Genomic DNA, 26327 nt, shown 5'->3' with positions numbered 1-26327 from the left:
CAGACGTCAGCTCGGACCGGCAGCCTCGGTGTGACTATCGATGTTACTACCGGGTGTCCGCGTCAGGCCTCGTTCTTGTGTTCGTCGGGGTACCAGCGGCTGCCATGGACTCATGAAAGAGGCTGACGTGAGCAGCACACTGAACGTAAAAAGGCGCACCCGACAAGGGATGCGCCTCGAAATCTGTGGGGCAGTTATTCAGTAGATTTCAGCATGATCAGGTATGTTGGACTTACCGGGACCGGATGCCTTGAAGAAACTACCCCGGCAATGCCACCAGGACATTGCCGCTTAAGCCACTTCTTACTTGACGGCGTCTTTCAGGGCTTTGCCAGCCTTGAAGCCAGGAACCTTGGAGGCCGGGATCTTGATCTCGGCGCCGGTCTGCGGGTTACGACCAGTGCGAGCAGCGCGCTCCTTGACAGAGAAGGTACCAAAGCCGATCAGAGTGACTTGATCGCCTTTTTTCAGAGCGTCAGTGATGGAGTTAACCATGGCATCCAGGGCACGTCCTGCACCGGCCTTGGAAATGTCAGCTGACTCTGCGATTGCATCGATAAGTTCGGACTTGTTCACACTAAACCCCTTCGATTTCAGGTTGAAGATGTTATAGGTTGGTTTGTTTTTTTCGGAGCTTCCCGACTATCGCACAAGCGGTCGGAGAATTCCATTCTTCGGTTTTCTTATTCCTTTCGGTCATCGGGTGTCGATCGGAATACTTGCAAAAACCCCGGGAGCCCTTGGTACAGGCTGCTTCAGGACGAAACAGTTATACCAACGGGCTCTCAGGGCTGTCAACAACGGCCTCGCCGTTTAATGTGTATTTATGCGTTCGCCGGATTCGCCTTCCTCATCCCGCGATTTGGCCGGTGTCGCCTTGTCGGACAGGTCGCCGGCATCCGGCGTCGGCTGATAGGCCAGCGCCACATCCAGGACCTGATCGATCCAGGTCACCGGACGGATATCCAGAGACTCCTTGATGTTCTCGGGTATCTCTTTGAGATCCCGAACATTTTCCTCAGGGATAATGACCGTCTTGATGCCGCCGCGGTGCGCCGCAAGCAGCTTTTCCTTGAGTCCGCCGATGGCCAGCACGCGACCACGCAGGGTGATCTCACCGGTCATGGCGACGTCCGCCCGCACCGGAATGCCAGTCAAGGCAGAGACCAGGCCAGTGCACATGCCGATACCGGCACTGGGGCCATCTTTCGGTGTGGCGCCCTCAGGAACGTGGATGTGCAGGTCGTGATGCTCGTAGAAATCATCCTTGATGCCGAGGCCAGCTGCTCGGCTGCGGACAACGGTCAGGGCCGCCTGAATCGACTCCTGCATGACGTCGCCCAGCGACCCGGTCTTGACCACCTTGCCCTTACCTTTGGTCAGGGCACATTCGATGGTCAGCAGTTCGCCGCCCACCTGGGTCCAGGCCAGACCGGTCACCTGACCCACCTGGTTGGATTCTTCCGCCAGGCCGTACTTGAACCTGCGTACACCGGAATAGTGCTCAAGCAGTTCGGGCGTCAGCTCGACCGTTTCGGTGTTGCCGGCTTCCACGTGCTCGCGCACCACCTTGCGGCAGATCTTCGCGATCTCACGCTCCAGACTCCGCACACCCGCCTCGCGCGTGTAATAGCGGATCAGGTCGCGCAGGGTGTCATCGGAGACGTCCAGTTCGTTCTTGCGCAGACCATTGGCCTTGAGCTGCTTGGGCAGCAGGTGCTGCCGCGCAATGTTGACCTTCTCATCTTCGGTGTAACCCGGGATGCGGATGATCTCCATCCGGTCCAGCAGGGCCGGCGGAATGTCCATGGAGTTGGACGTGCAGACGAACATTACGTCCGACAGGTCGTAATCCACTTCCAGGTAATGATCGTTGAAGGTGTGGTTCTGCTCGGGATCCAGCACTTCCAGCAGCGCCGAAGCCGGATCGCCACGATGGTCCATGCCCATCTTGTCGATCTCGTCGAACAGGAACAGCGGGTTTTTCACCCCGACCTTCGACAGCTTCTGCAACAGCTTGCCCGGCAGCGCGCCGATATAGGTTTTACGGTGACCGCGGATCTCCGCCTCGTCACGCACGCCACCCAGCGCCATCCGCGTGTATTTGCGGTTGGTCGCCCGGGCGATGGACTGGCCCAGCGACGTTTTACCCACGCCCGGAGGACCGACCAGGCACAGCACGGGCCCCTTGATTTTCTTCACCCGGTTCTGGACCGCCAGGTATTCCAGGATCCGCTTCTTGACCTCATCCAGGCCGTAGTGATCCTGGTCCAGGATGTCGCGCGCTTTTTCCAGGTCGTGACGCACGCGGCTGCGCTTCTTCCAGGGGATCGCCAGCATCCAGTCGATGTAGCCCCGCACAACGGTGGCTTCCGCCGACATGGGCGACATCATCTTGAGCTTGTTGAGTTCCGCTTCGGTTTTCTTGCGGGCTTCTTCCGGCAGGCCGGCTTCCTCAAGCTTCTGCTCCAGCTCTTCGAAGTCGCCGCCGCCCTCACCGAGCTGCCCCATCTCTTTCTGGATGGCCTTCATCTGCTCGTTGAGGTAGTACTCCCGCTGGCTGCGCTCCATCTGCTTCTTGACGCGACCGCGGATCCGCTTCTCGACCTCGATCAGATCGATTTCGCCGTCCAGGCGACCCAGCAGCAGTTCAACGCGCTGACGCACGTCCAGGGTTTCCAGCAGCTCCTGCTTCTCGTGGATCTTGAGCTCCAGGTGAGCGGCCATGGTATCCGCCAGGCGCTCCAGATCGTCGATGCCGGTCAGGGAGTTGGTGACCTCCGACGGCACTTTCTTGGACAGCTTGACGTACTTCTCAAACTCCTCGGACAGCGTCTTGACCAGAACGGACTCTTCACGCTCCGGCAGGGTGTCTTCTTCCAGTAGCGCGCCTCGCGCGGTCAGGAAATCACCTTCCTCGATGGACTCCAGCCGAGCCCGGGCATTGCCCTCGACCAGGACCTTGACGGTGCCATCCGGCAGCTTCAGCATCTGCAGGACCGTGGCCAGGGTACCCATGTTGTAGACGTCTTCCGCGCCCGGGTCGTCTGTACCCGCATCCCGCTGGGCCACCAGCAGGATTTCCTTGCTCCCCTCCATGGCAGCTTCCAGGGCCTGGATGGATTTTTCCCGGCCAACGAAGAGCGGCACGACCATGTGTGGAAAGACCACCACGTCCCGCAGCGGAAGCATTGGATAATCGTTCATGGGGGTTTCAGGTAGTGATGTCATAGAGAATCCTCTGACTGACGCGTCTTGAAACACGTGGCATACGGACAGGTGCAAGCGTCAACGCCCTGCCCGACTTGGAATCGGATTGCCGGCCGACCCGCCTTGTTTCCATGATGCCATAGAAAGAAGGCCGTCAGCTTCCATTGAATTAATGATTGGGGGCTTTTTCCGCGATTACAATGGCCGACTGCGCCGGTTTTGGCCCGGAGCGGTTTTTCTGTCGCGGAAACAGAAAAAGGGGCGCAAGCGCCCCTTTTCTGGATCACGTTTAAGGCGAACCGTCAGTCTTCCGGCACCGCTTTCGCATGATCGTTATTGGCGTAGATCTTGAAAGGCTCGGAGTCACCGCTGATCACGCTCTCGTCGATCACCACCTTGCAGACATCGTGCTCAGACGGGATCTGGTACATGGTGTCCAGCAATGTCGCCTCGAGGATCGAACGCAGACCACGTGCACCCGTCTTGCGTTCCATGGCCTTGCGGGCTACGGCGCGCAGCGCGTCTTCGCGGAAGTCGAGCTCGACGTCTTCCATATCGAAGAGCTTCTGGTACTGCTTGGTCAACGCGTTCTTCGGCTCGGTGAGGATCTGGACCAGGGCGTCTTCATCCAGCTCCGTCAGCGTGGCCACTACCGGCAGACGACCGACGAACTCGGGAATCAGACCGTATTTGACCAGATCTTCGGTTTCCACATCCTTGATGATGTCGCCGGTGCTCTTGCGGTCGTCCTCGCTGACCACCGACGCGGAGAAACCGATGCTGCTGCGTTCGGAGCGTTCACGAATCACTTTGTCCAAACCGGCAAACGCACCGCCACAGATGAACAGGATGTTGCCGGTATCCACTTGCAGGAACTCCTGCTGCGGATGCTTGCGACCGCCCTGGGGTGGCACGGAAGCCACCGTACCTTCAATCAGTTTCAGCAGCGCCTGCTGGACACCCTCACCGGAGACATCACGGGTGATGGACGGATTGTCCGATTTGCGCGAAATCTTGTCGATTTCATCGATGTAGACGATGCCACGCTGGGCCTTGTCTACATCGTAATCGCACTTCTGCAGCAGCTTCTGGATGATGTTCTCGACATCCTCACCGACATAGCCCGCTTCGGTCAGCGTGGTGGCATCGGCGATGGTAAACGGAACATTCAGCATGCGCGCCAGGGTTTCCGCCAACAGGGTCTTACCACTGCCGGTCGGGCCGATCAGCAGGATGTTACTCTTGCCGAGTTCGACTTCCGACGCCTTGCCCTCGCCGTAGCGAAGACGCTTGTAGTGGTTGTACACCGCTACAGACAACACGATCTTGGCACGGTCCTGGCCAATGACATACTGATCCAGTGTGTCGCGGATTTCGGCGGGACTGGGCAGGCGGTCGCTCTGTTCTTCCTGTGCGTTCTCCTGGATTTCTTCCCGGATGATGTCATTGCACAGGTCGACACACTCGTCGCAGATGAAAACCGAGGGCCCTGCAATGAGCTTGCGGACTTCATGCTGGCTCTTTCCGCAAAACGAGCAGTAGAGCAACTTGCCGTTATCGTCGCCCCTGCCGTTTCTGTCATCTGCCATTGAAATACCTCTGTCTTGGCTTTCGTGTTCACTGTCGGCTCGGAACTCTGCATTCCGCTACCAACTTACGCCCGCGAGACGTCATGCGATCACGGTAGTACGTTTCTGATTGCTACTGGATTCGGCGCCTGCTGGCCAGTCCGGACAGCGCTGCCGGCCGGACCTGCCGTGGTTTCAAACCACCGAATCAGTATTATTTATTCGACACGCGTTTATCAAGTACGGCGTCGATCAGACCATAGTCTTTCGCCTGCTGCGGATCCATGAAGTTATCACGGTCCGTGTCGCGGGCGATGGTTTCCAGATCCTGCCCCGTGTGATGAGCCAACAGCCGGTTCAGGGTCTCGCGAATCTTGAGAATCTCACGGGTGTGGATCTCGATATCCGTCGCCTGGCCCTGATAGCCCCCCAGCGGCTGGTGAATCATGACCCGGGAGTTGGGCAGACAGGCTCGCTTGCCTTCAGCGCCGCCCGCCAGCAGGAAGGCACCCATGCTGGCCGCCTGGCCGACACAGAGTGTCGCCACATCCGGCTTGATAAACTGCATGGTGTCATAGATGGACATGCCAGCCGTGACGGAACCGCCCGGGCTGTTGATGTACAGGTGCACATCCTTGTCGGGGTTTTCGGATTCCAGGAACAGCAATTGCGCGACAATCAGGTTCGCCATGTGGTCCTCGACCGGACCCACCATGAAGATGACACGCTCCTTGAGCAGCCGGGAATAAATGTCGAAAGAGCGCTCACCACGGGCAGTCTGCTCAATGACAATCGGGACAAGACCGGAATTGGTCACCATGGTCGGGCCGTTATACGGTTGTTGCGTCATGATGTGCCTGAACTCCTTAGCTAAATGAACGATCCAGCGGATGATATGGGGATCACCCTACCGGAAGTCAACTGAGCGCGCCTTGATTTGGCCTCAGCATGCCTTTCGAAGATCCGGGACGGTGCTGTCCTGTCGCCCCGACAATTGACCGCCCCAGATAAAAACAGCCGGAAATTCCGGCTGTTCCGTAATGCAGCGTAGCGGTTCCGGGGCGCGATGTCCGCCCCGAAACGGTCGCTTTTCGAAACGAAGCGTTAACCCTGCTGCGGTTGGCCAGCAGCAACGGCTTCTTCGTACTTCATCTTCTTCTCTTTCACCTTGGCCTGGGCCAGCACATGGTCAACAACCGCGTCTTCCAGTACCACAGACTCGATCTGTGCCTTCTGCTGCGGGTTGCTGTTGTAGTGCGCGATCACCTCATCCGGTGATTCGTAAGTGGATGCGATCTCCTGGATCTTCTCGTCGATTTTGTCGGCATCGGCTTTGATGTCGTTCTGACGAATCAGTTCCTGGAACAGCAGGCCGGTCTTGACGCGGCGCTTGGCCTGATCCGTAAACAGTTCAGCCGGCAGCTGCTGCGGATCCATCTGCATCTGGCCGCCAAAGCGCTGGACGGCGTCCTGACGCAGACGGTCGATTTCCTGGTCAATCAACGCCTGGGGAATTTCGAAGTCGTTGCCTTCGACCAGACCTTCAACGACGTCGTTCTTGACCTTGTTGGAGACGGCCTGCTTCAGCTCACGCTCCATGTTCTTCTTCACGTCCGCGCGGAAGCCTTCTTCGTCTTCGGCGTTCACACCGAACTTCTCGAAGAATTCCTGGTTCAGTTCCGGCAGGATCGGCTCTTCTACGGTGTGGATCGTGATCTCAAACTTGGCCGCTTTGCCGGCCAGCTCTTCGTTCTGGTAATCCTCAGGGAAGGTCACTTCGATTTCCAGCTCTTCACCGGCCTTGCCGCCGATGATGCCTTCTTCAAAGCCCGGGATCATCTGACCGGAACCCAGAGTCAGCTTGTGGCCTTCAGCGGAACCGCCTTCGAAAGCTTCACCGTCGATGTAACCTTTAAAGTCGATGGTCACAACGTCCTTCTTCTTGGACTTGCGCTTGACGGACTTCATATCGGCCTGCTGGCGACGCAGGGTATCGATCATCTTGTCGACGTCTTTGTCAGCCACTTCGGCTTTCGGCTTTTCAACTTCGATCGTGCCCAGATCCGCCAGTTCAATTTCCGGCAGCACTTCGAAAATAGCCACGAATTCGAGGTCTTTGCCCTCTTCCATGACTTTCGGCTCGAAACGCGGCCAGCCAGCCGGGTTCACTTCCTTCTCTTCCAGCGCCTTGACGTAGCTGTCGCGCATGACTTCGCTGACCACTTCCTGGCGAACACCCGCTCCAAAACGACGTTTGACGACGCTCAAAGGCACCTTACCCGGACGGAAGCCGTTCAGGCGAACGGTGCGCGCGGTTTCCTGCAGACGCTTCTGAACAGCCTGATCAATTTCCTGAGCGGGCACACCAATCGTCATTCGACGCTCGATGTTGGACGTCGTTTCTACAGACACTTGCATGGAAGTTCCTCGAATTACCGGTTCAATAAGTTAATGGACACAGGTTGAGTCGAACGCGAAATCCAGAACGGACGCAGATAATTCCACTCAGGCCTGCGAAAACTAAACAGCCATTTTATCATGCTTTTGGTCGCCGAGAGAACGTCTGGCGCACGGACTTTGCACATTCGTGAATGGACTGACCGCAAGCGGGTCACAGGATCATCTTATTAAGGAAGGAAGAGGATGGTGCGAGAGGAGAGACTCGAACTCTCACGGGTTGCCCCACTGGAACCTAAATCCAGCGCGTCTACCAGTTCCGCCACTCTCGCCAATCGATCACCGATCTTTTGATGGCAGTGTGTTGCCAACGTCGGATCCAGTCAACGGGGAATCAAACAGCCGGGAAAAGTGGGGTGGACGAAGGGGTTCGAACCCTCGACCGCAGGAGTCACAATCCTGAGCTCTACCAACTGAGCTACGTCCACCACATTGTTACTCGAGCCTTCAGACGACATCGAGCGCCTTCAACAGGATAAGCTGGCGCTTATTCCCAACTTTGCTGGGGGCCTGGCTCGCGCTCCCGAGGAGCCCTCACCCGCCGGGGTTATGGCGCGCCCGGTAGGACTTGAACCTACGACCCACGGCTTAGAAGGCCGTTGCTCTATCCAGCTGAGCTACGGGCGCTTGACCTTTCGCCCACCTGAATGACCAGGTTTCAAGGGATGGTCGGGGTAGAGAGATTCGAACTCCCGACATCCTGCTCCCAAAGCAGGCGCGCTACCAGACTGCGCTATACCCCGTTCCTGACGACCTGAACAACAGATGCCTCAGCAAAGTTGGCGCGAATGATACCGGCGGTTCCGGGGTCCGTCAACACGGATTTCAGATTAGTTGCCAATCGACCGGGCCGCGTTGGCCGAAAGCCCGAACCATGAGACAATACCGCGCTCTTTTCCCGGACAGCGCCCCTCGGTCGAAACGACCGACCGTCGGAAAGCGTCGGTCTGCTCCCGCAGACTGACCCGACTGCCGTGCCTGTCCCGTGATCACTCGCTCAGGCAGGGCTGCTGCCCCGCCTACAAACCAGATTATACATGTAATGACAGCAGAACTGATTGATGGAAAGAAAATCGCCGCCCAGGTTCGAGAGGACGTTGCGCTGGGTGTGCAGGCCCGTATCGACCAGGGCCTGAGAGCTCCGGGACTGGCCGTCGTCCTGGTCGGGGAGGATCCCGCCTCGCAGGTGTACGTGGGCAACAAGCGCAAGGCCTGCGACAAAGCCGGCATTCTCTCCCTGTCCTATGACCTGCCGGCCGACACCAGCCAGGAGGCCCTGGAAGCGCTCATCGACGAGCTCAACGAAAACCCCGCCATTGACGGCATCCTGGTACAGCTTCCGCTCCCCGAGCCGCTGGATGCCGACCCCATCCTGCTGAAGATTCGCCCGGACAAGGATGTGGACGGATTTCACCCCTATAACGTGGGTCGCCTAGTCCAGCGCCTGCCGGAACTGCGTCCCTGTACGCCGGCCGGCATCATCACCCTGCTGGATTCCATCAAGACACCTTACAAAGGCCAGCACGCCGTCATCGTGGGCGCGTCCAATATCGTCGGCCGCCCCATGGCGATGGAGTTGCTGCTGCGCGGAGCGACCGTGACGGTTGCCCACCGCTTTACGGACGACCTGGCCCGCTTCGTCGGCGAGGCGGATATTCTGATCGCCGCGGCAGGCAAGCCCGGCCTGATCAAGGGCGACTGGATCAAGCCAGGCGCCACGGTGATCGACGTGGGCATCAACCGCACCGAGGACGGCAAGCTGATTGGCGACGTGGAATTTGCGAAAGCCGCCGAACGCGCCGCCTACATTACGCCGGTACCCGGCGGTGTTGGCCCGATGACGATTGCCACCCTGCTTCAGAACACCTTGTATGCCGCCAACGAGCTGCACAAGGACCAGTAACATCGGGTTGACGTAGCGGCTTATCCGACGCTATCGAGCAGATACAAAAAACCCCGCACAAGGCGGGGTTTTTTATGGGCCGTTCGCTTACTGACCGTACTTGGCTTTCGCCTTCAGACGGTAGGCATGCAGAAGTGGCTCAGTGTAGCCATTCGGCTGCTCACGACCTTTCAGGACCAGATCGACGGCTGCCTGGAAGGCCACGCTGTCATCGAAGTCCGGCGCCATGTTGCGGTAGGACGGATCACCGGCGTTCTGGCGATCGACCACAGCGGCCATGCGCTTCATGGTTTCCATCACCTGCTCTTCGGTGCAGATACCGTGGTACAGCCAGTTGCAGATGTGCTGCGAGGAAATCCGCAGTGTCGCACGGTCTTCCATCAGACCCACGTCATTGATGTCCGGCACCTTGGAGCAACCGACACCCTGGTCGATCCAGCGAACCACGTAACCCAGGATGCCCTGGGCGTTGTTGTCCAGTTCCTGCTGGATGTCGTCTGCTGACAGGGACTTCGGATCCTTCAGCAGCGGAACGGTCAGGATATCTTCCAGCTTCGCGCGCTCGCGCTTGGCCAGCTGATCCTGAACGTCGGCCACGTTGACCTGATGGTAATGGAGCGCGTGCAGGGTCGCGGCCGTCGGTGACGGAACCCACGCGGTGTTGGCACCCGCCTTCGGATGGCCGATCTTGGCCTCCATCATGGCCGCCATCATGTCCGGCATGGCCCACATGCCCTTACCGATCTGGGCAACGCCTTTCAGGCCCGCTTCCAGACCCACATCGACGTTCCACTGCTCGTAAGCCTGGATCCAGGCGGCGCCCTTGATGTCGCCCTTGCGGATCACCGGGCCGGCTTCCATGGAGGTATGGATTTCGTCACCGGTACGATCGAGGAAGCCGGTGTTGATAAACACACAGCGCTCTTTGGCGGCTTCAATACAGGACTTCAGATTGACCGTCGTGCGGCGCTCCTCGTCCATGATGCCGACTTTCAGGGTGAAGCGCGGCAGACCCAGCGCATCTTCGACACGACCGAAGAATTCGTTGGTAAAGGCCACTTCTTCCGGACCGTGCATCTTCGGTTTAACAATATAGACGCTGCCCGTGGTGGAGTTCTGGAGCGGTCCATTGCCTTTCAGGTCGTGGATCGCGATCAGGGAGGTGACCAAGCCGTCCATCAGGCCTTCCGGAATCTCGTTGCCGTCCTTGTCCAGGATGGCGTTGATGGTCATCAGGTGGCCGACGTTACGGATGAACATCAGGCTGCGACCTTTGAGACTCAGATCCGAGCCATCGGCGGCGGTGTAGTCACGATCACCGTGCATCTTACGGGTAACCTGCTGGCCACCCTTCTCGAAGGTTTCCTGCAGGTCGCCCTTCATCAGGCCCAGCCAGTTGCGATAGACGACCGTCTTGTCGTCGGCATCCACGGCGGCAATGGAGTCTTCACAGTCCATGATGGTGGTCAGGGCCGACTCGACCAACACGTCTTTCACGTGCGCGCCGTCGTCCTTGCCGATCGGATGGGAGGCATCGATCTGGATTTCGAAGTGCATGCCATTCTTGACCAGCAGGATGCCGGTCGGCTCGCCGGCAGCGCCGGTGTAACCAACAAAGCCGGACTCGTCTTTCAGGCCGGTGGTGTCGCCGTTCTGCAGCTTGACCACCAGCTTGCCGCCTTCGACGGTGTACTTGGCCGCATCTTTATGACTGCCGCTGGCCAGCGGTGCAGAGCTGTCCAGCACGTTGCGGGCGTACTCGATGACTTTCGCGCCGCGCACCGGGTTGTAGCCACGACCTTTTTCAGCGCCGTCGTCTTCCGACAGCACGTCGGTGCCGTAGAGCGCGTCGTACAGGCTACCCCAACGGGCGTTGGCGGCATTCAGTGCGAAACGCGCATTCATCACCGGAACCACCAGCTGGGGGCCGGCCATGGTGGCGATTTCCGGATCGACGTTCGACGTCGTGATCTTGAAGTCCGCCGGCTCGTCAGCCAGGTAACCGATCTCTTTCAGGAACGATTGGTACTCGTCCATGTTGATCGGCTGACCCTTGCGCTCGGTGTACCAGGCATCCATCTTCGCCTGGATATCGTCACGCTTGGCCAGCAGCGCCTTGTTACGCGGCGCCAGCTCGTGAATGATGGTGTCAAATTCTGCCCAGAATTTGTCAGCATCAACACCGGTGCCGGGAATCGCTTCGTTGTTCACAAAGTCGTACAAGACTTTCGCGACCTGCAGGCCGCCGACTTGGACGCGTTCTGTCATCGTTATCGCCTCAGTGGTTTCTGTGTGCCGGGGTATGGGCGCGACTTCTTTGAGGCCGCTTCGCCCACCCTACTTTCTTGACGGCGGCCGACGCCCTGTCCGGCCACCCGTTATCTTTGAGCGCGCTAGTGTAAGGGATAATACGGACAAATTCATGCCCGACGCCAACTCGTCCCTTCGCGCGAATCATCGAGAATCACGCCCTGCTCCGCCAGGGTATCCCGAATCCGGTCCGCCTCGGCGAAATCTCGGTTGCGGCGGGCTTCGGCGCGAGCCTCGATCTGCTGCTCGATCTCTTCAGCGCTCGGGCCTTCGCCGGATCCCGACTGGAAATAGGCCTCCGGGTCCTGTTGGAGCAGCCCGAGCACGCCGCCGAGCCGAACCAGGACCGCCGCCAGGCGCGAGGCCTCAGCCTCTTCGCCATCACGCCTCAGCCGGTTGATCTCGGAAGCCAGCGCGTGCAATACGGTATTCGCGCCGGCGGTATTGAAGTCATCATCCATGGCCGCCTGGAATCGCGCGTCATAATCCGTTTCCGGAACATCGGCCGCAGGCGTTAGACCGCGCAGGGCCTGATAAAGCCGCGTCAACGTGCTTGAGGCCTCTGCCAGATTTTCCTCGGAATAGTCGACCTGACTGCGGTAATGGCTCGATACCAGGAAGTAGCGCACCACCTCCGCCGGGTATTTCTCCAGGATTTCACGGATCGTGAAGAAGTTACCCAGGGATTTGGACATCTTCTCTTTATTGACCCGCACCGCACCGGCATGCATCCAGTAATTCACGAACGGCTGTCCCGTGGCCGCCTCGGACTGTGCGATCTCGTTTTCATGGTGCGGGAACAGCAGATCCGGGCCGCCGCCATGAATATCGAACGTGTTGCCCAGGCAGCAGGTGGACATGGCCGAACACTCGATGTGCCAGCCGGGACGGCCATCGCCCCAGGGTGACGGCCAGCTCACTTCGCCGGACTTGGCCGCTTTCCAAAGGGCGAAGTCCGCCGGACTGCGCTTGACTTCAGACACGTCTACGCGCGCGCCGGCAATCAGATCGTCCAGCTTTTTCTTGGACAGCTTACCGTAGCCATTGAACTGCTCCACCGCGAAATACACGTCGCCATTGTCGGCGGCGTAGGCAAAGCCTTTTTCGATCAGGGTCTGGATCATGCGCAGCATGTCGTCCATGTGACCGGTCGCACGCGGCTCCTGATCCGGCGCGATCACGCCCAGCGACCGCTCATCTTCATGCATGGCTTCAATCATGCGTTCGGTCAGTGCGGTGAAGGCCTCACCGTTTTCGTCCGCCCGGCGCAGAATCTTGTCATCCACATCGGTGATGTTGCGCACGTAGGTGACGTCGTAACCACTGTGGCGCAGATACCGGGTGATCACATCGAACGCCACCAGCACCCGGGCGTGCCCCAGATGGCAGAAGTCGTAAACCGTCATGCCACAGACGTACATGCGAACCTTGCCCGGTTCCAGCGTCTTCAGGGGTTCCTTTCTCTGTGTCAGGGTGTTGTAGAGTTGAATCACGGTATTCGGGTCCAAAAATGTGGGTTCAGTACGATCACGGCTTACTTGTTGGCTTTCGCCCAGGAATCACGCAGGGTCACGGTCCGGTTGAATGCCGGACGCCCGTCACGGGAACGCTGCCCGTCCAGGAAGAAATACCCTTCACGCTCGAACTGGTAGGGAATATCGCTACGCGGTTCCGCCAGGCTCTTTTCAACGCGCACGTTTTCCTTGACGACCAGGTTCTCGTTATTGATGTGCGTCACGAAATCCACGTCTTTGTCACTGTCCGGCGCCTCGTGGTTGAACAGACGATCGTACAGATAGACATCCGCCTCGATGCTGTCTTCGGCGGAGACCCAGTGGATCACGCCGTTGGGCTTATAGCCGTCCGGGTTCACGCCCAGCGTGTCCGGGTCGTATTCGCAGCGCAGCTCGACGATCTCACCACTGTCGTCACGGACGATCTCGCGACAGGTCATCACATAACCGCCGCGTAGGCGGACCGCCTGATCCGGCGCCAACCGCTTCCACTTGCGCGGCGGCTCCTCGGCGAAATCCTCGCGGTCGATGTAAAGGGTGCGCGTCCACGGTGCCTCACGGGTGCCCATGTCCGGATCCTGCGGATGCACCGGCAGGGTCAGGGTTTCGGACTGGCCTTCCGGGTAGTTGGTCAGCTTCACCTTGAGTGGGCGCATCACGCACATGGCTCGCGGGGCGCGGGCGTTCAGGTCTTCGCGGATGGCGTGCTCCAGCATGCCCATGTCCACGATGCCGCCGGCTTTGTTCACACCGATCATGTCGCAGAAATTGCGCAGGGACCGGGGGGTGTAGCCGCGACGACGCATACCGGAAATGGTCGGCATGCGCGGGTCGTCCCAGGATTCCACAAAGCCTTCGTCCACCAGGCGCTTGAGTTTGCGCTTGCTGGTGATCGTGTAGTTGAGGTTCAGTCGGGCAAACTCGATCTGACGCGGCTTGCACGGCGCAGAAATATTATCGATCACCCAGTCGTACAGCGGGCGATGGTCCTCAAATTCCAGCGTACACAGTGAGTGGGTCACCCCTTCCATCGCGTCGGAAATCGGATGGGTGAAGTCGTACATCGGATAGATGCACCACTTGTCACCGGTCTGGTGGTGCGACGCAAAGCGAATGCGGTAGAGGATCGGATCACGCAGGTTGATGTTCGGCGACGCCATATCGATCTTGGCGCGCAGTACCAGCGAGCCGCCGTCGTGCTTGCCTTCACGCATCTCACGGAACAGACGCAGGTTCTCCTCCACCGGACGGTCGCGATACGGGCTGTTGCGCCCCGGTTCGGTCAGCGTACCGCGATACTCGGCCATCTCATCCGCGCTCAGGGCGCAGACGTAGGCCAGCCCCTTCTCGATCAGTTCCACCGCAAAGTCGTAGATGGCATCGAAGTAATCGGACGCGTAACGGACCTCCCCGGCCCACTCGCAACCCAGCCAGCTCACGTCCCGGGTAATCGCGTCGATGTATTCCTGGGATTCCTTTTCCGGGTTGGTATCGTCGAAGCGCAGGGTACAGTCGCCGTCGAACGTTTCGGCAATGCCGAAATTGAGGCAAATGGACTTGGCGTGGCCGATGTGCAGATATCCATTGGGCTCCGGCGGGAACCGGGTTACCACCTTGCCCTGATGCTGACCGCTGGCAATGCTTTCCTCGATCAGGTTCTGGATAAAGTTATTGGCTTTTCGGGATTCTGCGCTCATAGATACTCTGAATTGGTGGTCGATGGAAAACCGCTATTATACGCATAGATGAGGCCGTATCTCATGCATCCGGCGGCGCGAGCGCGTACAATTTACCTTAACTTTTTTTGACGATCCGGTTTCCGGGGAGCAGCGTGCCCGGAAATGAACGTTTTAACGCGAGACCAACACAGGAACCCCCGATGATTCTGCTGAAAACCAACCACGGTGACATCAAGATCGAGCTGGACCACGACAAAGCCCCGAAAACCGCCGCCAACTTTGAACAGTATGTGCGCGACGGCTTTTACGACGGCCTGATCTTCCACCGTGTCATCGGCAACTTCATGGTTCAGGGCGGCGGCTTTGAACCCGGTATGGTGCCCCGCAAGACCCGCGAGCCGATCAAGAACGAAGCCAACAACGGCCTGAGCAACATGATCGGCGCCGTCGCCATGGCACGGACCATGGATCCACATTCCGCCACCGCCCAGTTCTTTATTAATGTCGAAAACAACGGCTTCCTGGATCACACCGCGGAAACCGCCGAGGGTTGGGGTTACTGCGTGTTCGGCAAAGTGGTTGAAGGCATGGATACCGTCAACAACATTCGCGGCGTCCGCACCACCATGCGCCAGGGTCACCAGGACGTGCCGGCTGAAGACGTGGTGATCGAGTCTGCCGAAGTCCTGGAGGACGGAGGCGCGGCGTGACCACGCTCTTTATATCGGACCTTCACCTGGAGGAAGAGCGTCGGGACATCACCGACGCCTTTCTTGGCTTCCTGAAAGACAAAGCGGTCCACGCCGAGACGCTGTACATCCTGGGCGACTTCTTCGAGGCCTGGATCGGCGACGACGAGCACACGCCGCTGCAGGATGAAGTGGCGGCCGCCCTCAAGTCATTGACCGACCAGGGCGTCGATTTATTCCTGATGCATGGCAACCGGGATTTCCTGATCGGCGAGGACTACTGCAACCGGGTCGGCGGCACCCTGCTCGACGACCCGACGGTGGTCGACCTCTACGGCACGCCCACCCTGCTCATGCACGGCGACAGCCTGTGCACCGCCGACGTCGAGTACCAGAAGTTCCGCGCCAACATGCGCAACCCTCAGTGGCAGGCGATGTTCCTGAAGCGCCCCCTGGCGGACCGTCAGGTGGTCGCCCGGCAATTGCGGGAAATGAGCATGGCGAAGAATCAGGGCAAGAAAGAAGACATCATGGATGTCACGAAAGATGAAGTAGTCCGGGTAATGGAGGAGCATGGCGTGCAGCGTCTGATCCACGGCCATACCCACCGCCCTGCCATCCACGATCTGGAAGCCAACGGCGAACCGGCCCAGCGTTTTGTGCTGGGCGACTGGGATTCCCATGTGTGGTGGATCGAAGTTGGCCCGGATCAGGCGCCGGAACTCAAGAAGGAAGCCTTCCGCTGATTCCGCCTATCATGCAAGCACAAAAAAGGGACCGCCAAGGTCCCTTTTTTGTTGAGCCAGGCCAGAGTCATTCGCGCATCAGCGCTCCACGAAGGCCCGCTCGATCACATAGTGACCGAGGTCACCGTGACGTGCTTCCTCAAAGCCCTGGGCGTCGAGGATGGCGCAGGTGTCCTTGAGCATGCTCGGACTGCCGCAGATCATGAAGCGGTCGTCTTCCTTGTTGAAGGCCGGCAGCCCCAGATCGGACATCAGCTTACCGCTTTCCATCAGGTCCGTCAGACGACCCTGGTTGCGGAATTCCTCGCGGGTCACAGTCGGGTAGTAAAGCAGCTTGCCCTGGACCATTTCGCCGAAGTATTCGTTCTCCGGCAGACCGCTGATTTCGTCCTGGTAGGCCAGCTCGGACACGTGGCGCACACCGTGGGTCAGGATCACCTTGTCGAAGCGCTCGTACACTTCCGGATCCTTGATAATGCTCAGGAACGGCGCCAGACCGGTACCGGTGCTGATCAGGTACAGGTTGCGGCCCGGCAGCAGGTGATCGACCACCAGCGTCCCCGTTGGCTTGCGGCTCACCAGGATTTCGTCACCCACCTGAATTTTCTGCAGCTTCGAAGTCAGCGGGCCGTCCTGCACCTTGATGGAGAAAAACTCCAGCTCTTCCTCGTAGTTGGCGCTGGCGATGCTATAGGCGCGCATCAGGGGTTTCCCCTCCTGCTCCAGACCAATCATGATGAAATGACCGTTCTTGAAGCGGAAACCGGGATCCCGGCTGGTCGTAAAGCTGAACAGCGTGTCGTTCCAGTGGCGAACGCTGGTGACAGTTTCGCGATTCATATTGCTCATAACGATCTATTCCTGAAGCAGCTGTATCTGTGTTGGGCGTTTGTACGCCTGAAAGTTGAGCACAGCTTACCGCAGGAGTAACCTATCGACAAAATGGGATATTTTCATAACCTTATTCGGAAATACCGATAATGAGATACACCTTCCGCCAACTGGAAGTTTTTCTGGCGGCTGCCAACACCCAGAACATCACGCGAGCCGCGGAATCACTGGCCATGTCACAGTCCGCAGCCAGCAGTGCACTCAAGGAACTGGAGTCCCAGTTCGACATCCAGCTGTTCGACCGTATCGGAAAACGCTTACAGCTGAATGAGTTGGGCCGACTGTTCCGACCTCAGGTAGAGGCGTTGCTGGCCCGAGGCCGGGAGCTGGAACTGGCGCTGGACCAGCACACCGAAGTCGGCGCCCTGAAAGTCGGCGCCACGCTCACCATCGGCAACTACCTGGCCGTCGGCGTCATGGCCCGCTACATGCGCGCCCAGCCGCACGCCAAGGTATCGCTGGAAGTGGCCAACACCAGCACGGTCGCGCGTCGGGTGAAAGATTTCGAGCTGGACATCGGGCTGATCGAGGGCGAGCTGCAATCGGACGATCTGGAGGTCATTCCCTGGCGCTCTGATGAACTGGTGGTGTTCTGCTCGCCAGAACACCCGCTCGCTGATCGGGCAACACTGACGGACGAGGATCTGGTCCAGGCGACCTGGGTCATGCGGGAACTCGGCTCCGGTACGCGTCAGACCTTCGAGCGCGGCATGCACGGCATCCTGCCGGATCTCAATATCCTGCTGGAACTGGAGCACACCGAAGCGATCAAACGGGCGGTGGAAGCCAACCTGGGTATTGGCTGCCTGTCACGGGTCTGCCTGGCGGACGCCTTCCGGCGCGGCAGTCTGGTGCCGCTGAGCGTGCCGGACTATCGCAAATTCGACCGGCAGTTCTACTTCATCCTGCACCGGCAGAAATACCGCAGTGCGGGGATCGGCCGCTGGATGGAGCTGTGCCGGGAGCTTTAACAATCGCCGAATGAAGTGCGCCGGTACGATTCCCTTCAGTCTATAGAGGAGACGTTACCGGCCCGCTGTGGAAGCGGAATTCGCTGTCCGGTCGTTCGATCAGGTCCTTCTCTATATTAAGGAAGATTTCCACACGATCGCTGATGGATGTCCCGGCCGCCTTCTCCGCCAGCGTCAGATAATCCCGGTAATGCCGCGCTTCGGATTTGAGCAGACTGGTGTAGAAGTCTGCCAGCGTCTCATCCAGGTGCGGCGCCAGCGCAGCAAACCGTTCGCAAGACCGGGCCTCAATAATGGCGCCAACAATCAGGACATCGACCAGCCGTCCCGGATCATCGCTACGGACCTCCTTGCGCAGTTCGGCCGCGTAACGAGCGGGCGTCAGGTGGTCGTAGGTCACGCCCCGCTTTTTCATGATCGAGAGCACCTGCTCGAAGTGGCGCAGCTCTTCACGGGCCAAACGCGACATCTTGTGCAGCAGGTCAGGATTGTCCACATAGCGATACATCAGGCTGAGCGCTGTCGACGCCGCCTTTTTCTCGCAGTGGGCGTGGTCAATCAGCAAAACTTCCTGATTTTCCAGCGCATTCCCGATCCAGGTGTCCGGGGTGCGACAGGGAAGGAAGGCGTGAATATCGTCGAGAGCGGATTGCATAATTCCATTATCTGGCTGTGTTCGCGGCGCATTATACACAAGCCCATGGAGTCGCATGACAAACTCACCCACATGAGTCCATCTTAACTTTGTCAGTGATTTCCGATAGAATTCCGTGCCTGTAACCGGAGTCCTGTGGGGCTAGCTCATTCATCCGTTGCCTCTCGCGGGTCGCCCTGACCCAGTGATCGGCACGCCCTGAAACGAGTGAATTAGCCGGACGGGACACTGCCTGGACATCAGAGTCGATGCCCGGGTCACCAATAACCCCCTGCAATTCAACAGGAGCCACTGAATAAGTAACTTGCCCTTCCCCGCTCTCGCCGCGCGCCGTCTGGAAGGAACCGTAATCTATTTATTCAGTGCCTCCTTTGTACACAGCAGGGTCTCCAAACTGATGAGGGTCTTACCGTGTTAGAAGAGTATCGTAAACACGTTGAAGAGCGCGCGGCACTGGGCATTCCTCCCAAGCCCCTGAACGCCGAGCAAACGGCTGCACTGGTTGAGCTGCTGAAGAACCCGCCGGCCGGTGAAGAAGAGGAACTGGTTTACCTGCTGGAAAATCGCATTCCGCCGGGCGTTGACGAAGCCGCCTATGTCAAGGCCGCTTTCCTGACCGCCATCGTCAAGGACGAAGCGTCCTCTCCCCTGATCGACAAGAACAAGGCCGTCGAGCTGCTGGGCATGATGCAGGGTGGCTACAACATCGCCACGCTGGTCGAGCTGCTGGATAACGCGGAACTGGCCGAACTGGCCGGTAAGCAGCTGAAGAAAACCCTGCTGATGTTTGACGCCTTCAACGACGTCAAGGAAAAGATGGACGCCGGCAACGCCGTTGCCAAATCCGTCATCGAATCCTGGGCCAATGCCGAGTGGTTCACCAACAAGAAGAAGGTCCCCGAGAGCACCAAGATGGTGGTCTTCAAGGTAACCGGTGAAACCAACACCGACGACCTGTCCCCGGCTCCGGATGCCTGGTCCCGCCCGGATATCCCGTTGCACGCCCGCGCCATGTACAAGATGGAACGCGATGGCCTGAAGCCGGAAGAGCCCGGCGTGACCGGCCCGATCAAGCAGATCGAGGAGATCCAGTCCAAGGGTCTGCCGGTTGCCTTCGTGGGTGACGTTGTGGGCACCGGTTCCTCCCGTAAATCCGGCACCAACTCCGTGCTGTGGTACTTCGGCGAAGACATCCCGGGTGTGCCGAACAAGCGCGCCGGTGGTGTCTGCATCGGGAACAAGGTGGCTCCGATCTTCTTCAACACCATGGAAGACGCGGGCGCCCTGGTATTCGAGGCTCCGGTCGACAACATGAACATGGGCGACGTCATCGACATTCGCCCGTACGAAGGCAAGATCCTGAACGAAGCCGGTGAGACCATCTCCGAGTTCGACTTCAAGTCCGAAGTGATCCTGGACGAAGTTCAGGCCGGCGGTCGTATCCCGCTGATCATCGGTCGTGGCCTGACCAACAAGGCCCGCGAAGCACTGGGTCTGGGCGCCACCGACGTGTTCCGTCTGCCGAAAGATCCGGAAGCCGGCACCAAGGGCTTCACCCTGGCCCAGAAGATGGTCGGCAAGGCCTGCGGCCTGGAAGAAGGCAAAGGCGTTCGCCCGGGCACTTACTGCGAGCCGGAAATGACCACCGTCGGTTCCCAGGACACCACCGGCCCGATGACCCGGGACGAGCTGAAAGACCTGGCCTGCCTGGGCTTCCAGTCTGACCTGGTCATGCAGTCCTTCTGCCACACAGCGGCCTATCCGAAGCCGGTCGACGTGGAAATGCAGCACACCATGCCGGACTTCATCCAGACCCGTGGCGGCGTCGCCCTGCGTCCGGGTGACGGCATCATCCACTCCTGGCTGAACCGCATGCTGCTGCCGGACACCGTCGGTACCGGTGGTGACTCCCACACCCGTTTCCCGATGGGCATCTCCTTCCCGGCCGGTTCCGGTCTGGTGGCGTTTGCCGCGGCGACCGGTGTGATGCCGCTGGATATGCCGGAATCCGTTCTGGTGCGCTTCAAGGGCGACATGCAGCCGGGTATCACCCTGCGTGACCTGGTCCACGCGATTCCGCTTTACGGCATCAAGCAAGGCATGCTGACCGTTGAGAAGAAGGGCAAGATCAACGAATTCTCCGGTCGCATCCTGGAAATCGAAGGCCTGGAGCACCTGACCGTCGAGCAGGCGTTCGAGCTGTCTGACGCCTCTGCCGAGCGTTCCGCGGCCGGTTGCACCATCAACCTGTCCGAAGATTCCGTGGCTGAGTACCTGCGCTCCAACATCGTGATGCTGCGCTGGATGATTGCCGAAGGTTATGGCGATCCGCGCACCCTGGAGCGTCGTGCCCAGAAGATGGAAGAGTGGCTGGCCAACCCGAGCCTGATGCGTGCCGACAAGGACGCCGAGTACTCTCACGTCATCGAGATCGACCTGGCCGACATCAAGGAGCCGATCGTCTGCTGCCCGAACGACCCGGACGATGCCAAGTTCCTGTCCGAAGTCGCCGGCGACAAGGTGGACGAAGTGTTCATCGGTTCCTGCATGACCAACATCGGTCACTTCCGCGCTGCGGGTAAGCTGCTGGAGCAACACAAGGGCGCGTTGAGCACCCGTCTGTGGATGTCTCCGCCGACCAAGATGGACCAGGAGCAGCTGATGGAAGAAGGCTACTTCAACACCTACGGCACCGCCGGTGTCCGCACCGAGATGCCGGGCTGCTCCCTGTGCATGGGTAACCAGGCGCGGGTCGCACCGAAGTCCACGGTCCTGTCCACCTCCACCCGTAACTTCCCGAACCGTCTCGGTGATGGTGCCAACGTGTACCTGACCTCTGCCGAGCTGGCCGCGGTTGGTGCGGTACTGGGCAAACTCCCGACTCCGGCGGAGTACATGGAGTACGCCAAGGACCTGAACAGCATGTCGAAAGAGATCTATCGCTATCTCAACTTCGACCAGATGGAGAACTACACCAAGAAGGCCTCAGAAGCCACTGTGGCCTGAGCCTTCGGGTAGACTCCATTGGGCCCAGCCCGAAAAAACGCCAGCTCCCTGAGCTGGCGTTTTTTTTCGTTTCCAGTGTCATCGGGAGAATTCGATATGGATCAGGACCAAACCTGCCCTTGCGGAAGCGGTACCACCTATGGCGGCTGTTGCGGACCACTTCATGCCGGTGCACCGGCTTCTTCCCCGGAAGCGCTCATGCGGTCCCGGTTCAGTGCTTTTGTCCTGAAGGACGTCCCCTACCTTCTCAGGTCCTGGCACCCGGAAACACGGCCAAAAGACCTGGATCTGTCGGACGCGCCGGACTGGACCAGCCTGCAAATTTTCAGCAGCGAGCAGTTCGGTCACGAAGGCTCGGTGCATTTTCGCGCGGTTTTCAGGGAACGGGGCCAGTGGGGATACCTCGAAGAAACGTCCACGTTCTACCAGCAGGACGCTCACTGGTTCTATCACAGCGGCAGACCGGAACAGGGGCTCCTCAAGCCCGGGCGTAACGACCGCTGCCCCTGCGGGAGCGGCCGTAAATTCAAGGCCTGCTGTCTAACCCGGAAGGACTAGTGCAACGGACTGACGCCCTGGTTGGCCAGTTCCGGGAACTCGTCATACATGGTCAGGCTCTCACACTCTTCCCGGGCGGCCAGGAATTCCGGGCGAGCCCGGGGTGCGGCGTAGGGCTCTCCCAGCGTGTTTTCGACGCTGTTATACACGAAAAACAGGTTCGAGCGCGGCCAGGGTGACATGTTCTCGTTGGACGCGTGCAACGTGTTGCACTCGAACAGAAGCAACGAGCCGGCCGGTCCCTTCGGTGCCTGGATACCGCCCTGGTCAGCCAACTTGGCCAGGGATTCCCGATCCGGCACGCCAAGGCGCTGAGCCTTCAGCGAATCCGTCCAGTTCATATCGGGCGTCTCCCCGACGCAGGGCACGAACCAGCGGTGTGACCCGGGAATCAGCATCAGCGGGCCGTTGAACTCGTTGTTGTCCGTCAGCATCAGGGACGCACTGACGGCCCGCATTCTCGGCATGCCATCCTCGGCGTGCCAGGTCTCGAAATCCGAGTGCCAATCGAACCCGCTGCCCTGGAAACCGAACTTGTCGTTGATCCGGGACTGGTGGATATAGACCTCGCTGCCCAGCAACTGGCGCACCATACCGAGAATGCGCGGATCGCGAGTCAGGCGGTCAAAATGATCGGAGAGCTGATGCATGCCGAACACGGAGCGGATGTCTCCCGAGTTGGGATCGGTGATGACCTGTTCCGACTTCATCAGCGCCTTGTCCTTGGCCATCGCCTTCAGCTCATCGAAAAACGGCGTCATCTGTTCCTGGGAGAAAAAGCCGCTGAACCAGAGGAACCCGTCGCGCTCATAGCGCGACAGTGCCACCTCGTCCAACGGACCTTCCCAACGCCACTGGTTGCGTGCGTGCACAATGGGGTCCGTGCGAACAAACGGTGCTTTCTTTTCTTTCAGGCGTGAAGGAAACGGATCTTTTGAGTTTGTCATAGCGGATTAACCTCGATTTTCCTGCTTGGCAGGGAAATGTCAGCCGATCCGGAGTGACATCAGGTAAACCACAACCCGTAATGCAAAATCAGGCAGATACCCGACGGTATCCGGAGCATTGTCGGCTCTGCGTATGGGGGCCTTCGGCCCGATACCACCAGACTTGAGGACATCGATTGAGAACATCAAGGATCGCCAGAGTTGACACACCGCCAACCCTCAGGCCAGGGACAGCAATGACATCCAGTGCACCACAGGTGCCGGATAAACGCCCATCAGGATCATCAGCACCGCCAGCAGCAAGACCACCAGGCCTCCGGCCCGGAGCCCCCAGTCATTGGGTGCATCCCGCCGCTGCATACCGGGCTCCATCAGGTAGAGGGTGATGGTGACCCGCAGGTAGTAATACAGGCCGATGGCACTGCCCAGCACGATGCCGGCCACCAGCCACCAGCGTTGCGCTTCCACGCCCAGCGCGATGATGTAGAACTTGCCGATGAAACCGGCGGTAAACGGGATGCCTGCCAGTGAGAGCATGGCGACCGTGAGCACCGCCGCCAGATAAGGCCGACGCCAGAACAGGCCGCGATAGTGATGCAATGCCGAGGCATCGTCGCCGCCGTAGGGGCTCGACAGCAGGGTCACGACCCCGAAGGCCCCCAATGTGGTGACCAGATAAGTGATCAGGTAAATACCGCCGGTTTCCACCGCCAGCTTGTCCGCCACCACGATTGCAACCAGCAGGTAGCCGAAGTGAGCGATGGAGGAATACCCCAGCAGGCGTTTGATGTTGGCCTGGAGCAGCGCCAGCACATTGCCGGCCAGCATGGTCAGTAACGCCAGGCCCGCCAACAGCGTCTGGGCCTGCGCGCCATGAAACGCCGGGATCGCTTCGACGATCCGCAACAGGACGATAAACGCCGCCACCTTGCTGGCCGTGGCCAGGAACGTCACCGCCGGCCCCGGCCCGCCCTGATAGACGTCCGGCGTCCAGAGATGGAACGGAATAATCGACAACTTGAAACACAGGCCCACCAGCACCAGCCCGACGCCCGCGAGTGCCCAGGGCCCGACACCACCACTCATCCCTTCGACCAGGCCCGGAATATCCAGATGCCCCGTCTGCGCATACAGCAGCGCCATCCCGAACAACAGGAAGGCGGTGGCGGTGGCCGACAACACCAGGTACTTGATCCCGGCCTCCAGAGAATTACGGTCGCGGAAGGTGTACGCCAGCATCCCGTAGAGCGGCATGGACAGCAGTTCCAGGCCGAAGAACAGCGTGGCGAGATGGTCCGCGGCGGTCAGCACCATGCCGCCGGCAGCGGCACACAGCAGCAACAGGTAGAACTCTTCCCGGGCCCCCGGATAGCCGTCCAGATAGGCGTGACTGAAGGTGGCACAGGCCAGCGACGACACCAGCACCATGCCCATCCCCAGTATCGTCACGCCGTCAAAAACCAGCATGGGCGTGCGCACCGTCCCCAGCTCTCCGAACAGGAACAGCGACAGCAACGCGATATTCAACCCGACGGCCGAGACCAGGACCGTTACCGCGTGCTGACGGCGCCAGGCGATGCCGAGCATCACGGTGATCGCCGTGGCGCACACCAGGATGACGGGGGTCAATGCCATCATGTCGGTCTTCGTCAGCATCAGCGCGCCTCCGCCAGGGATTGAATGGCCGCGCCCACGGCGCCGGAGGTAAACAGCTGGTGAACTTCATTGGTCACGGCCAGTGTCGTATCCACCAGCAGCTGCGGATAAAACCCGAAGAAAAGCACCAGGGCCACCAGACTCAGCATCATGGAATATTCCCGCCAGTCGAGCCCGGAGAAATGCACTTCCCCCTGTGGCGGTCCGAAGTGGACGCGCTGCATGATCAGCAACGAATAGAGCACCGCCAGCACCATGCTGACACTGGCCAGTACGGTCACGATCGGCGCCACCGGGAAAGTGCCGAAAAGCACCAGGAATTCACCGATGAAATTGGCCGTGCCCGGCATGCCCAGCGAGGCGGCCACAAAGCAGAGTGTGAACACCGGCAGTTTGTCGATGCGCCCCCAAAGGCCGCCCATCAGTCGCAAATCGCGGGTATGCACCCGCTCATAGAGCTGACCACTGAGTATGAACAGGCCGGCGGCCGAGAACGCGTGGGCGACCATCAACACGATCACCCCTTGCAGGGCAATGGATGTGCCGGCGTAGATGCCGATCAGCACGAACCCCATGTGGGAGATGCTGGTGTAGGCAATCAACCGTTTGACGTCCTGCTGACCGGCCGCCAGCAGCGCCCCGTAGAAGATACCGATCACCCCGAGCGCCATCGCCACCGGGGCGAACGCCTGTGAGGCCTCCGGGAACAGAGGCAGGCAGAAGCGCAGCATGCCGTAGGCCGCCGTCTTCAGCAGAATCCCCGCCAGATCCACGCTGCCTGCCGTCGGCGCCTGGGCGTGGGCGTCCGGCAACCAGCCGTGCAGCGGCACCACCGGCAGCTTCACCGCGAACGCGATAAAGAAACCCAGCATCAGCCAGTAGGCAAACGTCTCGGACATGGGTGTACCCAGCAACTCCAGGTAGCTGAAGGTGTAGACGCCGCTGCTGGCGTGATGGGCAAAGACCAGCGCCAGGATAGCCACCAGCATCAATAGCCCGCTGGCCTGGGTGTAGATGAAGAACTTGGTCGCCGTCCGGATCCGGGTCTTGCCGGCGGAGCCGCTGTGTCCCCACAGGGCGATCAGGAAGTACATGGGGACCAGCATCATTTCCCAGAAACAGAAGAACAGGAACAGGTCGATGGACAGGAACACACCCACCACCCCGCCGAGGATAAAGAGCAGGTTCAGGTGAAAGAAACCGACCCGGTTGGAGATCTCCTTCCAGGAGCAGATCACCGCCAGCGCCCCCAGCAGGCCGGTCAGCGCAATCAGGATCAGCGACAGGCCGTCCATCGCCAGGTGAATATCGATGCCGAAGCGCGGTATCCACGGCACATGCCATTCAATCGCCCAGCGCACGGCCTCGGGGCTGCCAGTCTTGGGCAACTGGTAATCGCCCTGCCACCAGAGCACCAGCGTGGTGATCAGCACCAACAGCATGGTGGCCAGCGCAATCCAACGCGGCACCTTGTCGCCCCAGCGCTCGGCACGCCAGCAGAACAGCCCGCCAATAAACGGGATCAGGATCAGCCAGACGAGAATCATAGTGCCTTGTGCTCCTGCAT

The 26327-nt window shown here is 59.5% G+C and carries 19 protein-coding genes and 4 tRNA genes; 6 read left to right on the top strand and 17 right to left on the bottom strand.

The genetic code is table 11. The features are described from left to right. Positions 1-303: 303 nt before the first annotated feature. The 9 genes from JL474_RS01935 to JL474_RS01895 all read right to left on the bottom strand — a co-directional run bounded on the left by JL474_RS01935 (position 304) and on the right by JL474_RS01895 (position 7978). The gene (locus tag JL474_RS01935) at positions 304-576 is read right to left on the bottom strand and encodes an HU family DNA-binding protein (protein ID WP_123633361.1); all 273 of its coding nucleotides are present in this window, start codon (positions 574-576) and stop codon (positions 304-306) included. 237 nt (positions 577-813) lie between these two features. Then, complete coding sequence (lon, locus tag JL474_RS01930; protein WP_407944040.1) at positions 814-3207, bottom strand: endopeptidase La; 2394 nt, start codon at positions 3205-3207, stop codon at positions 814-816. 305 nt (positions 3208-3512) lie between these two features. Continuing rightward, positions 3513-4799, bottom strand: a complete 1287-nt coding sequence (clpX, locus tag JL474_RS01925; RefSeq protein WP_123633359.1) for an ATP-dependent Clp protease ATP-binding subunit ClpX — start codon at positions 4797-4799, stop codon at positions 3513-3515. Between the two features lie 193 nt (positions 4800-4992). Then, positions 4993-5628, bottom strand: a complete 636-nt coding sequence (clpP, locus tag JL474_RS01920; protein ID WP_123633358.1) for an ATP-dependent Clp endopeptidase proteolytic subunit ClpP — start codon at positions 5626-5628, stop codon at positions 4993-4995. 254 nt (positions 5629-5882) lie between these two features. Then, positions 5883-7196 carry a trigger factor gene (tig, locus tag JL474_RS01915; RefSeq protein ID WP_203140724.1) on the bottom strand — a complete coding sequence of 438 codons (1314 nt, stop codon included), beginning with the start codon at positions 7194-7196 and terminating at the stop codon, positions 5883-5885. A gap of 226 nt (positions 7197-7422) precedes the next feature. Beyond that, a tRNA-Leu gene (locus JL474_RS01910) sits at positions 7423-7507 on the bottom strand. An 80-nt stretch (positions 7508-7587) separates the two neighbouring features. Further along, positions 7588-7663: transfer RNA gene (locus JL474_RS01905), tRNA-His, on the bottom strand. A 122-nt stretch (positions 7664-7785) separates the two neighbouring features. Then, positions 7786-7862 (bottom strand) — tRNA-Arg (locus JL474_RS01900). A gap of 39 nt (positions 7863-7901) precedes the next feature. Continuing rightward, positions 7902-7978: transfer RNA gene (locus tag JL474_RS01895), tRNA-Pro, on the bottom strand. Positions 7979-8277: 299 nt separating this feature from the next. Here JL474_RS01895 and folD point away from each other — a divergent pair. After that, positions 8278-9138 carry a bifunctional methylenetetrahydrofolate dehydrogenase/methenyltetrahydrofolate cyclohydrolase FolD gene (gene folD, locus JL474_RS01890; RefSeq protein ID WP_203140723.1) on the top strand — a complete coding sequence of 287 codons (861 nt, stop codon included), beginning with the start codon at positions 8278-8280 and terminating at the stop codon, positions 9136-9138. Between the two features lie 87 nt (positions 9139-9225). Here folD and JL474_RS01885 read toward each other — a convergent pair whose 3' ends face one another. The 3 genes from JL474_RS01885 to JL474_RS01875 form a co-directional block, all read right to left on the bottom strand. After that, positions 9226-11406, bottom strand: a complete 2181-nt coding sequence (locus JL474_RS01885) for a malate synthase G (protein WP_203140722.1) — start codon at positions 11404-11406, stop codon at positions 9226-9228. A 152-nt stretch (positions 11407-11558) separates the two neighbouring features. Beyond that, on the bottom strand, positions 11559-12941 hold the full coding sequence (cysS, locus tag JL474_RS01880) for a cysteine--tRNA ligase (RefSeq protein WP_203140721.1): 1383 nt from the start codon (positions 12939-12941) through the stop codon (positions 11559-11561). A gap of 41 nt (positions 12942-12982) precedes the next feature. Further along, positions 12983-14659 carry a glutamine--tRNA ligase/YqeY domain fusion protein gene (locus JL474_RS01875; RefSeq protein WP_203140720.1) on the bottom strand — a complete coding sequence of 559 codons (1677 nt, stop codon included), beginning with the start codon at positions 14657-14659 and terminating at the stop codon, positions 12983-12985. Positions 14660-14841: 182 nt separating this feature from the next. Between JL474_RS01875 and JL474_RS01870 the strand changes: the two genes are divergently transcribed. Together JL474_RS01870 and JL474_RS01865 are read left to right on the top strand one after the other, a co-directional pair. Then, the gene (locus JL474_RS01870) at positions 14842-15351 is read left to right on the top strand and encodes a peptidylprolyl isomerase (protein ID WP_123633352.1); all 510 of its coding nucleotides are present in this window, start codon (positions 14842-14844) and stop codon (positions 15349-15351) included. Continuing rightward, positions 15348-16076, top strand: a complete 729-nt coding sequence (locus JL474_RS01865; protein ID WP_203140719.1) for a UDP-2,3-diacylglucosamine diphosphatase — start codon at positions 15348-15350, stop codon at positions 16074-16076. The genes JL474_RS01870 and JL474_RS01865 overlap by 4 nt, the downstream gene beginning before the upstream one ends. Positions 16077-16154: 78 nt before the next feature. Here JL474_RS01865 and JL474_RS01860 read toward each other — a convergent pair whose 3' ends face one another. After that, positions 16155-16925, bottom strand: a complete 771-nt coding sequence (locus JL474_RS01860; RefSeq protein ID WP_123633350.1) for a ferredoxin--NADP reductase — start codon at positions 16923-16925, stop codon at positions 16155-16157. 131 nt (positions 16926-17056) lie between these two features. Here JL474_RS01860 and JL474_RS01855 point away from each other — a divergent pair, with 131 nt between their 5' ends. Then, positions 17057-17938: a LysR family transcriptional regulator gene (locus JL474_RS01855; protein ID WP_203140718.1), complete on the top strand. Its 882-nt coding sequence runs from the start codon at positions 17057-17059 to the stop codon at positions 17936-17938. 40 nt (positions 17939-17978) lie between these two features. Here JL474_RS01855 and miaE read toward each other — a convergent pair whose 3' ends face one another. Next, positions 17979-18593 carry a tRNA-(ms[2]io[6]A)-hydroxylase gene (miaE, locus tag JL474_RS01850; RefSeq protein ID WP_203140717.1) on the bottom strand — a complete coding sequence of 205 codons (615 nt, stop codon included), beginning with the start codon at positions 18591-18593 and terminating at the stop codon, positions 17979-17981. A 411-nt stretch (positions 18594-19004) separates the two neighbouring features. Here miaE and acnB point away from each other — a divergent pair, with 411 nt between their 5' ends. Both acnB and JL474_RS01840 read left to right on the top strand, forming a co-directional pair. Then, positions 19005-21599, top strand: a complete 2595-nt coding sequence (gene acnB / locus JL474_RS01845; RefSeq protein WP_203140716.1) for a bifunctional aconitate hydratase 2/2-methylisocitrate dehydratase — start codon at positions 19005-19007, stop codon at positions 21597-21599. Between the two features lie 96 nt (positions 21600-21695). Next, positions 21696-22157: a YchJ family protein gene (locus JL474_RS01840; protein WP_236011963.1), complete on the top strand. Its 462-nt coding sequence runs from the start codon at positions 21696-21698 to the stop codon at positions 22155-22157. Here the strand turns inward: JL474_RS01840 and thpD are convergent. The 3 genes from thpD to nuoM all read right to left on the bottom strand — a co-directional run bounded on the left by thpD (position 22154) and on the right by nuoM (position 26307). Continuing rightward, the gene (thpD, locus tag JL474_RS01835) at positions 22154-23104 is read right to left on the bottom strand and encodes an ectoine hydroxylase (RefSeq protein WP_203140715.1); all 951 of its coding nucleotides are present in this window, start codon (positions 23102-23104) and stop codon (positions 22154-22156) included. The genes JL474_RS01840 and thpD overlap by 4 nt on opposite strands. A gap of 219 nt (positions 23105-23323) precedes the next feature. Further along, the gene (gene nuoN / locus JL474_RS01830) at positions 23324-24763 is read right to left on the bottom strand and encodes an NADH-quinone oxidoreductase subunit NuoN (protein WP_407944039.1); all 1440 of its coding nucleotides are present in this window, start codon (positions 24761-24763) and stop codon (positions 23324-23326) included. Continuing rightward, positions 24760-26307, bottom strand: a complete 1548-nt coding sequence (gene nuoM / locus JL474_RS01825; protein ID WP_203140713.1) for an NADH-quinone oxidoreductase subunit M — start codon at positions 26305-26307, stop codon at positions 24760-24762. Before nuoM ends, nuoN begins: the two co-directional genes overlap by 4 nt. Between the last annotated feature and the right edge of the window lie 20 nt (positions 26308-26327).

The organism is Marinobacter mangrovi, from assembly GCF_016798325.1.
GTDB classification, from domain to species: Bacteria; Pseudomonadota; Gammaproteobacteria; order Pseudomonadales; family Oleiphilaceae; genus Marinobacter_A; species Marinobacter_A mangrovi.
The sequence above is the reverse complement of the archived record's forward strand: the minus strand, read 5'-3'. Positions and strand labels throughout refer to the sequence as shown.

Bases quoted from the DNA above. Each gene is read 5' to 3' on its own strand.
- JL474_RS01860 (WP_123633350.1), bottom strand. From the start codon at position 16,925: ATGAGCAATATGAATCGCGAAACTGTCACCAGCGTTCGCCACTGGAAC.
- JL474_RS01875 (WP_203140720.1), bottom strand. From the start codon at position 14,659: ATGAGCGCAGAATCCCGAAAAGCCAATAACTTTATCCAGAACCTGATC.
- clpP (WP_123633358.1), bottom strand. From the start codon at position 5,628: ATGACGCAACAACCGTATAACGGCCCGACCATGGTGACCAATTCCGGT.
- lon (WP_407944040.1), bottom strand. From the start codon at position 3,207: ATGAACGATTATCCAATGCTTCCGCTGCGGGACGTGGTGGTCTTTCCA.
- JL474_RS01885 (WP_203140722.1), bottom strand. From the start codon at position 11,406: ATGACAGAACGCGTCCAAGTCGGCGGCCTGCAGGTCGCGAAAGTCTTG.
- folD (WP_203140723.1), top strand. From the start codon at position 8,278: ATGACAGCAGAACTGATTGATGGAAAGAAAATCGCCGCCCAGGTTCGA.
- nuoM (WP_203140713.1), bottom strand. From the start codon at position 26,307: ATGATTCTCGTCTGGCTGATCCTGATCCCGTTTATTGGCGGGCTGTTC.
- miaE (WP_203140717.1), bottom strand. From the start codon at position 18,593: ATGCAATCCGCTCTCGACGATATTCACGCCTTCCTTCCCTGTCGCACC.
- tig (WP_203140724.1), bottom strand. From the start codon at position 7,196: ATGCAAGTGTCTGTAGAAACGACGTCCAACATCGAGCGTCGAATGACG.
- clpX (WP_123633359.1), bottom strand. From the start codon at position 4,799: ATGGCAGATGACAGAAACGGCAGGGGCGACGATAACGGCAAGTTGCTC.
- JL474_RS01870 (WP_123633352.1), top strand. From the start codon at position 14,842: ATGATTCTGCTGAAAACCAACCACGGTGACATCAAGATCGAGCTGGAC.
- JL474_RS01855 (WP_203140718.1), top strand. From the start codon at position 17,057: ATGAGATACACCTTCCGCCAACTGGAAGTTTTTCTGGCGGCTGCCAAC.
- thpD (WP_203140715.1), bottom strand. From the start codon at position 23,104: ATGACAAACTCAAAAGATCCGTTTCCTTCACGCCTGAAAGAAAAGAAA.
- JL474_RS01840 (WP_236011963.1), top strand. From the start codon at position 21,696: ATGGATCAGGACCAAACCTGCCCTTGCGGAAGCGGTACCACCTATGGC.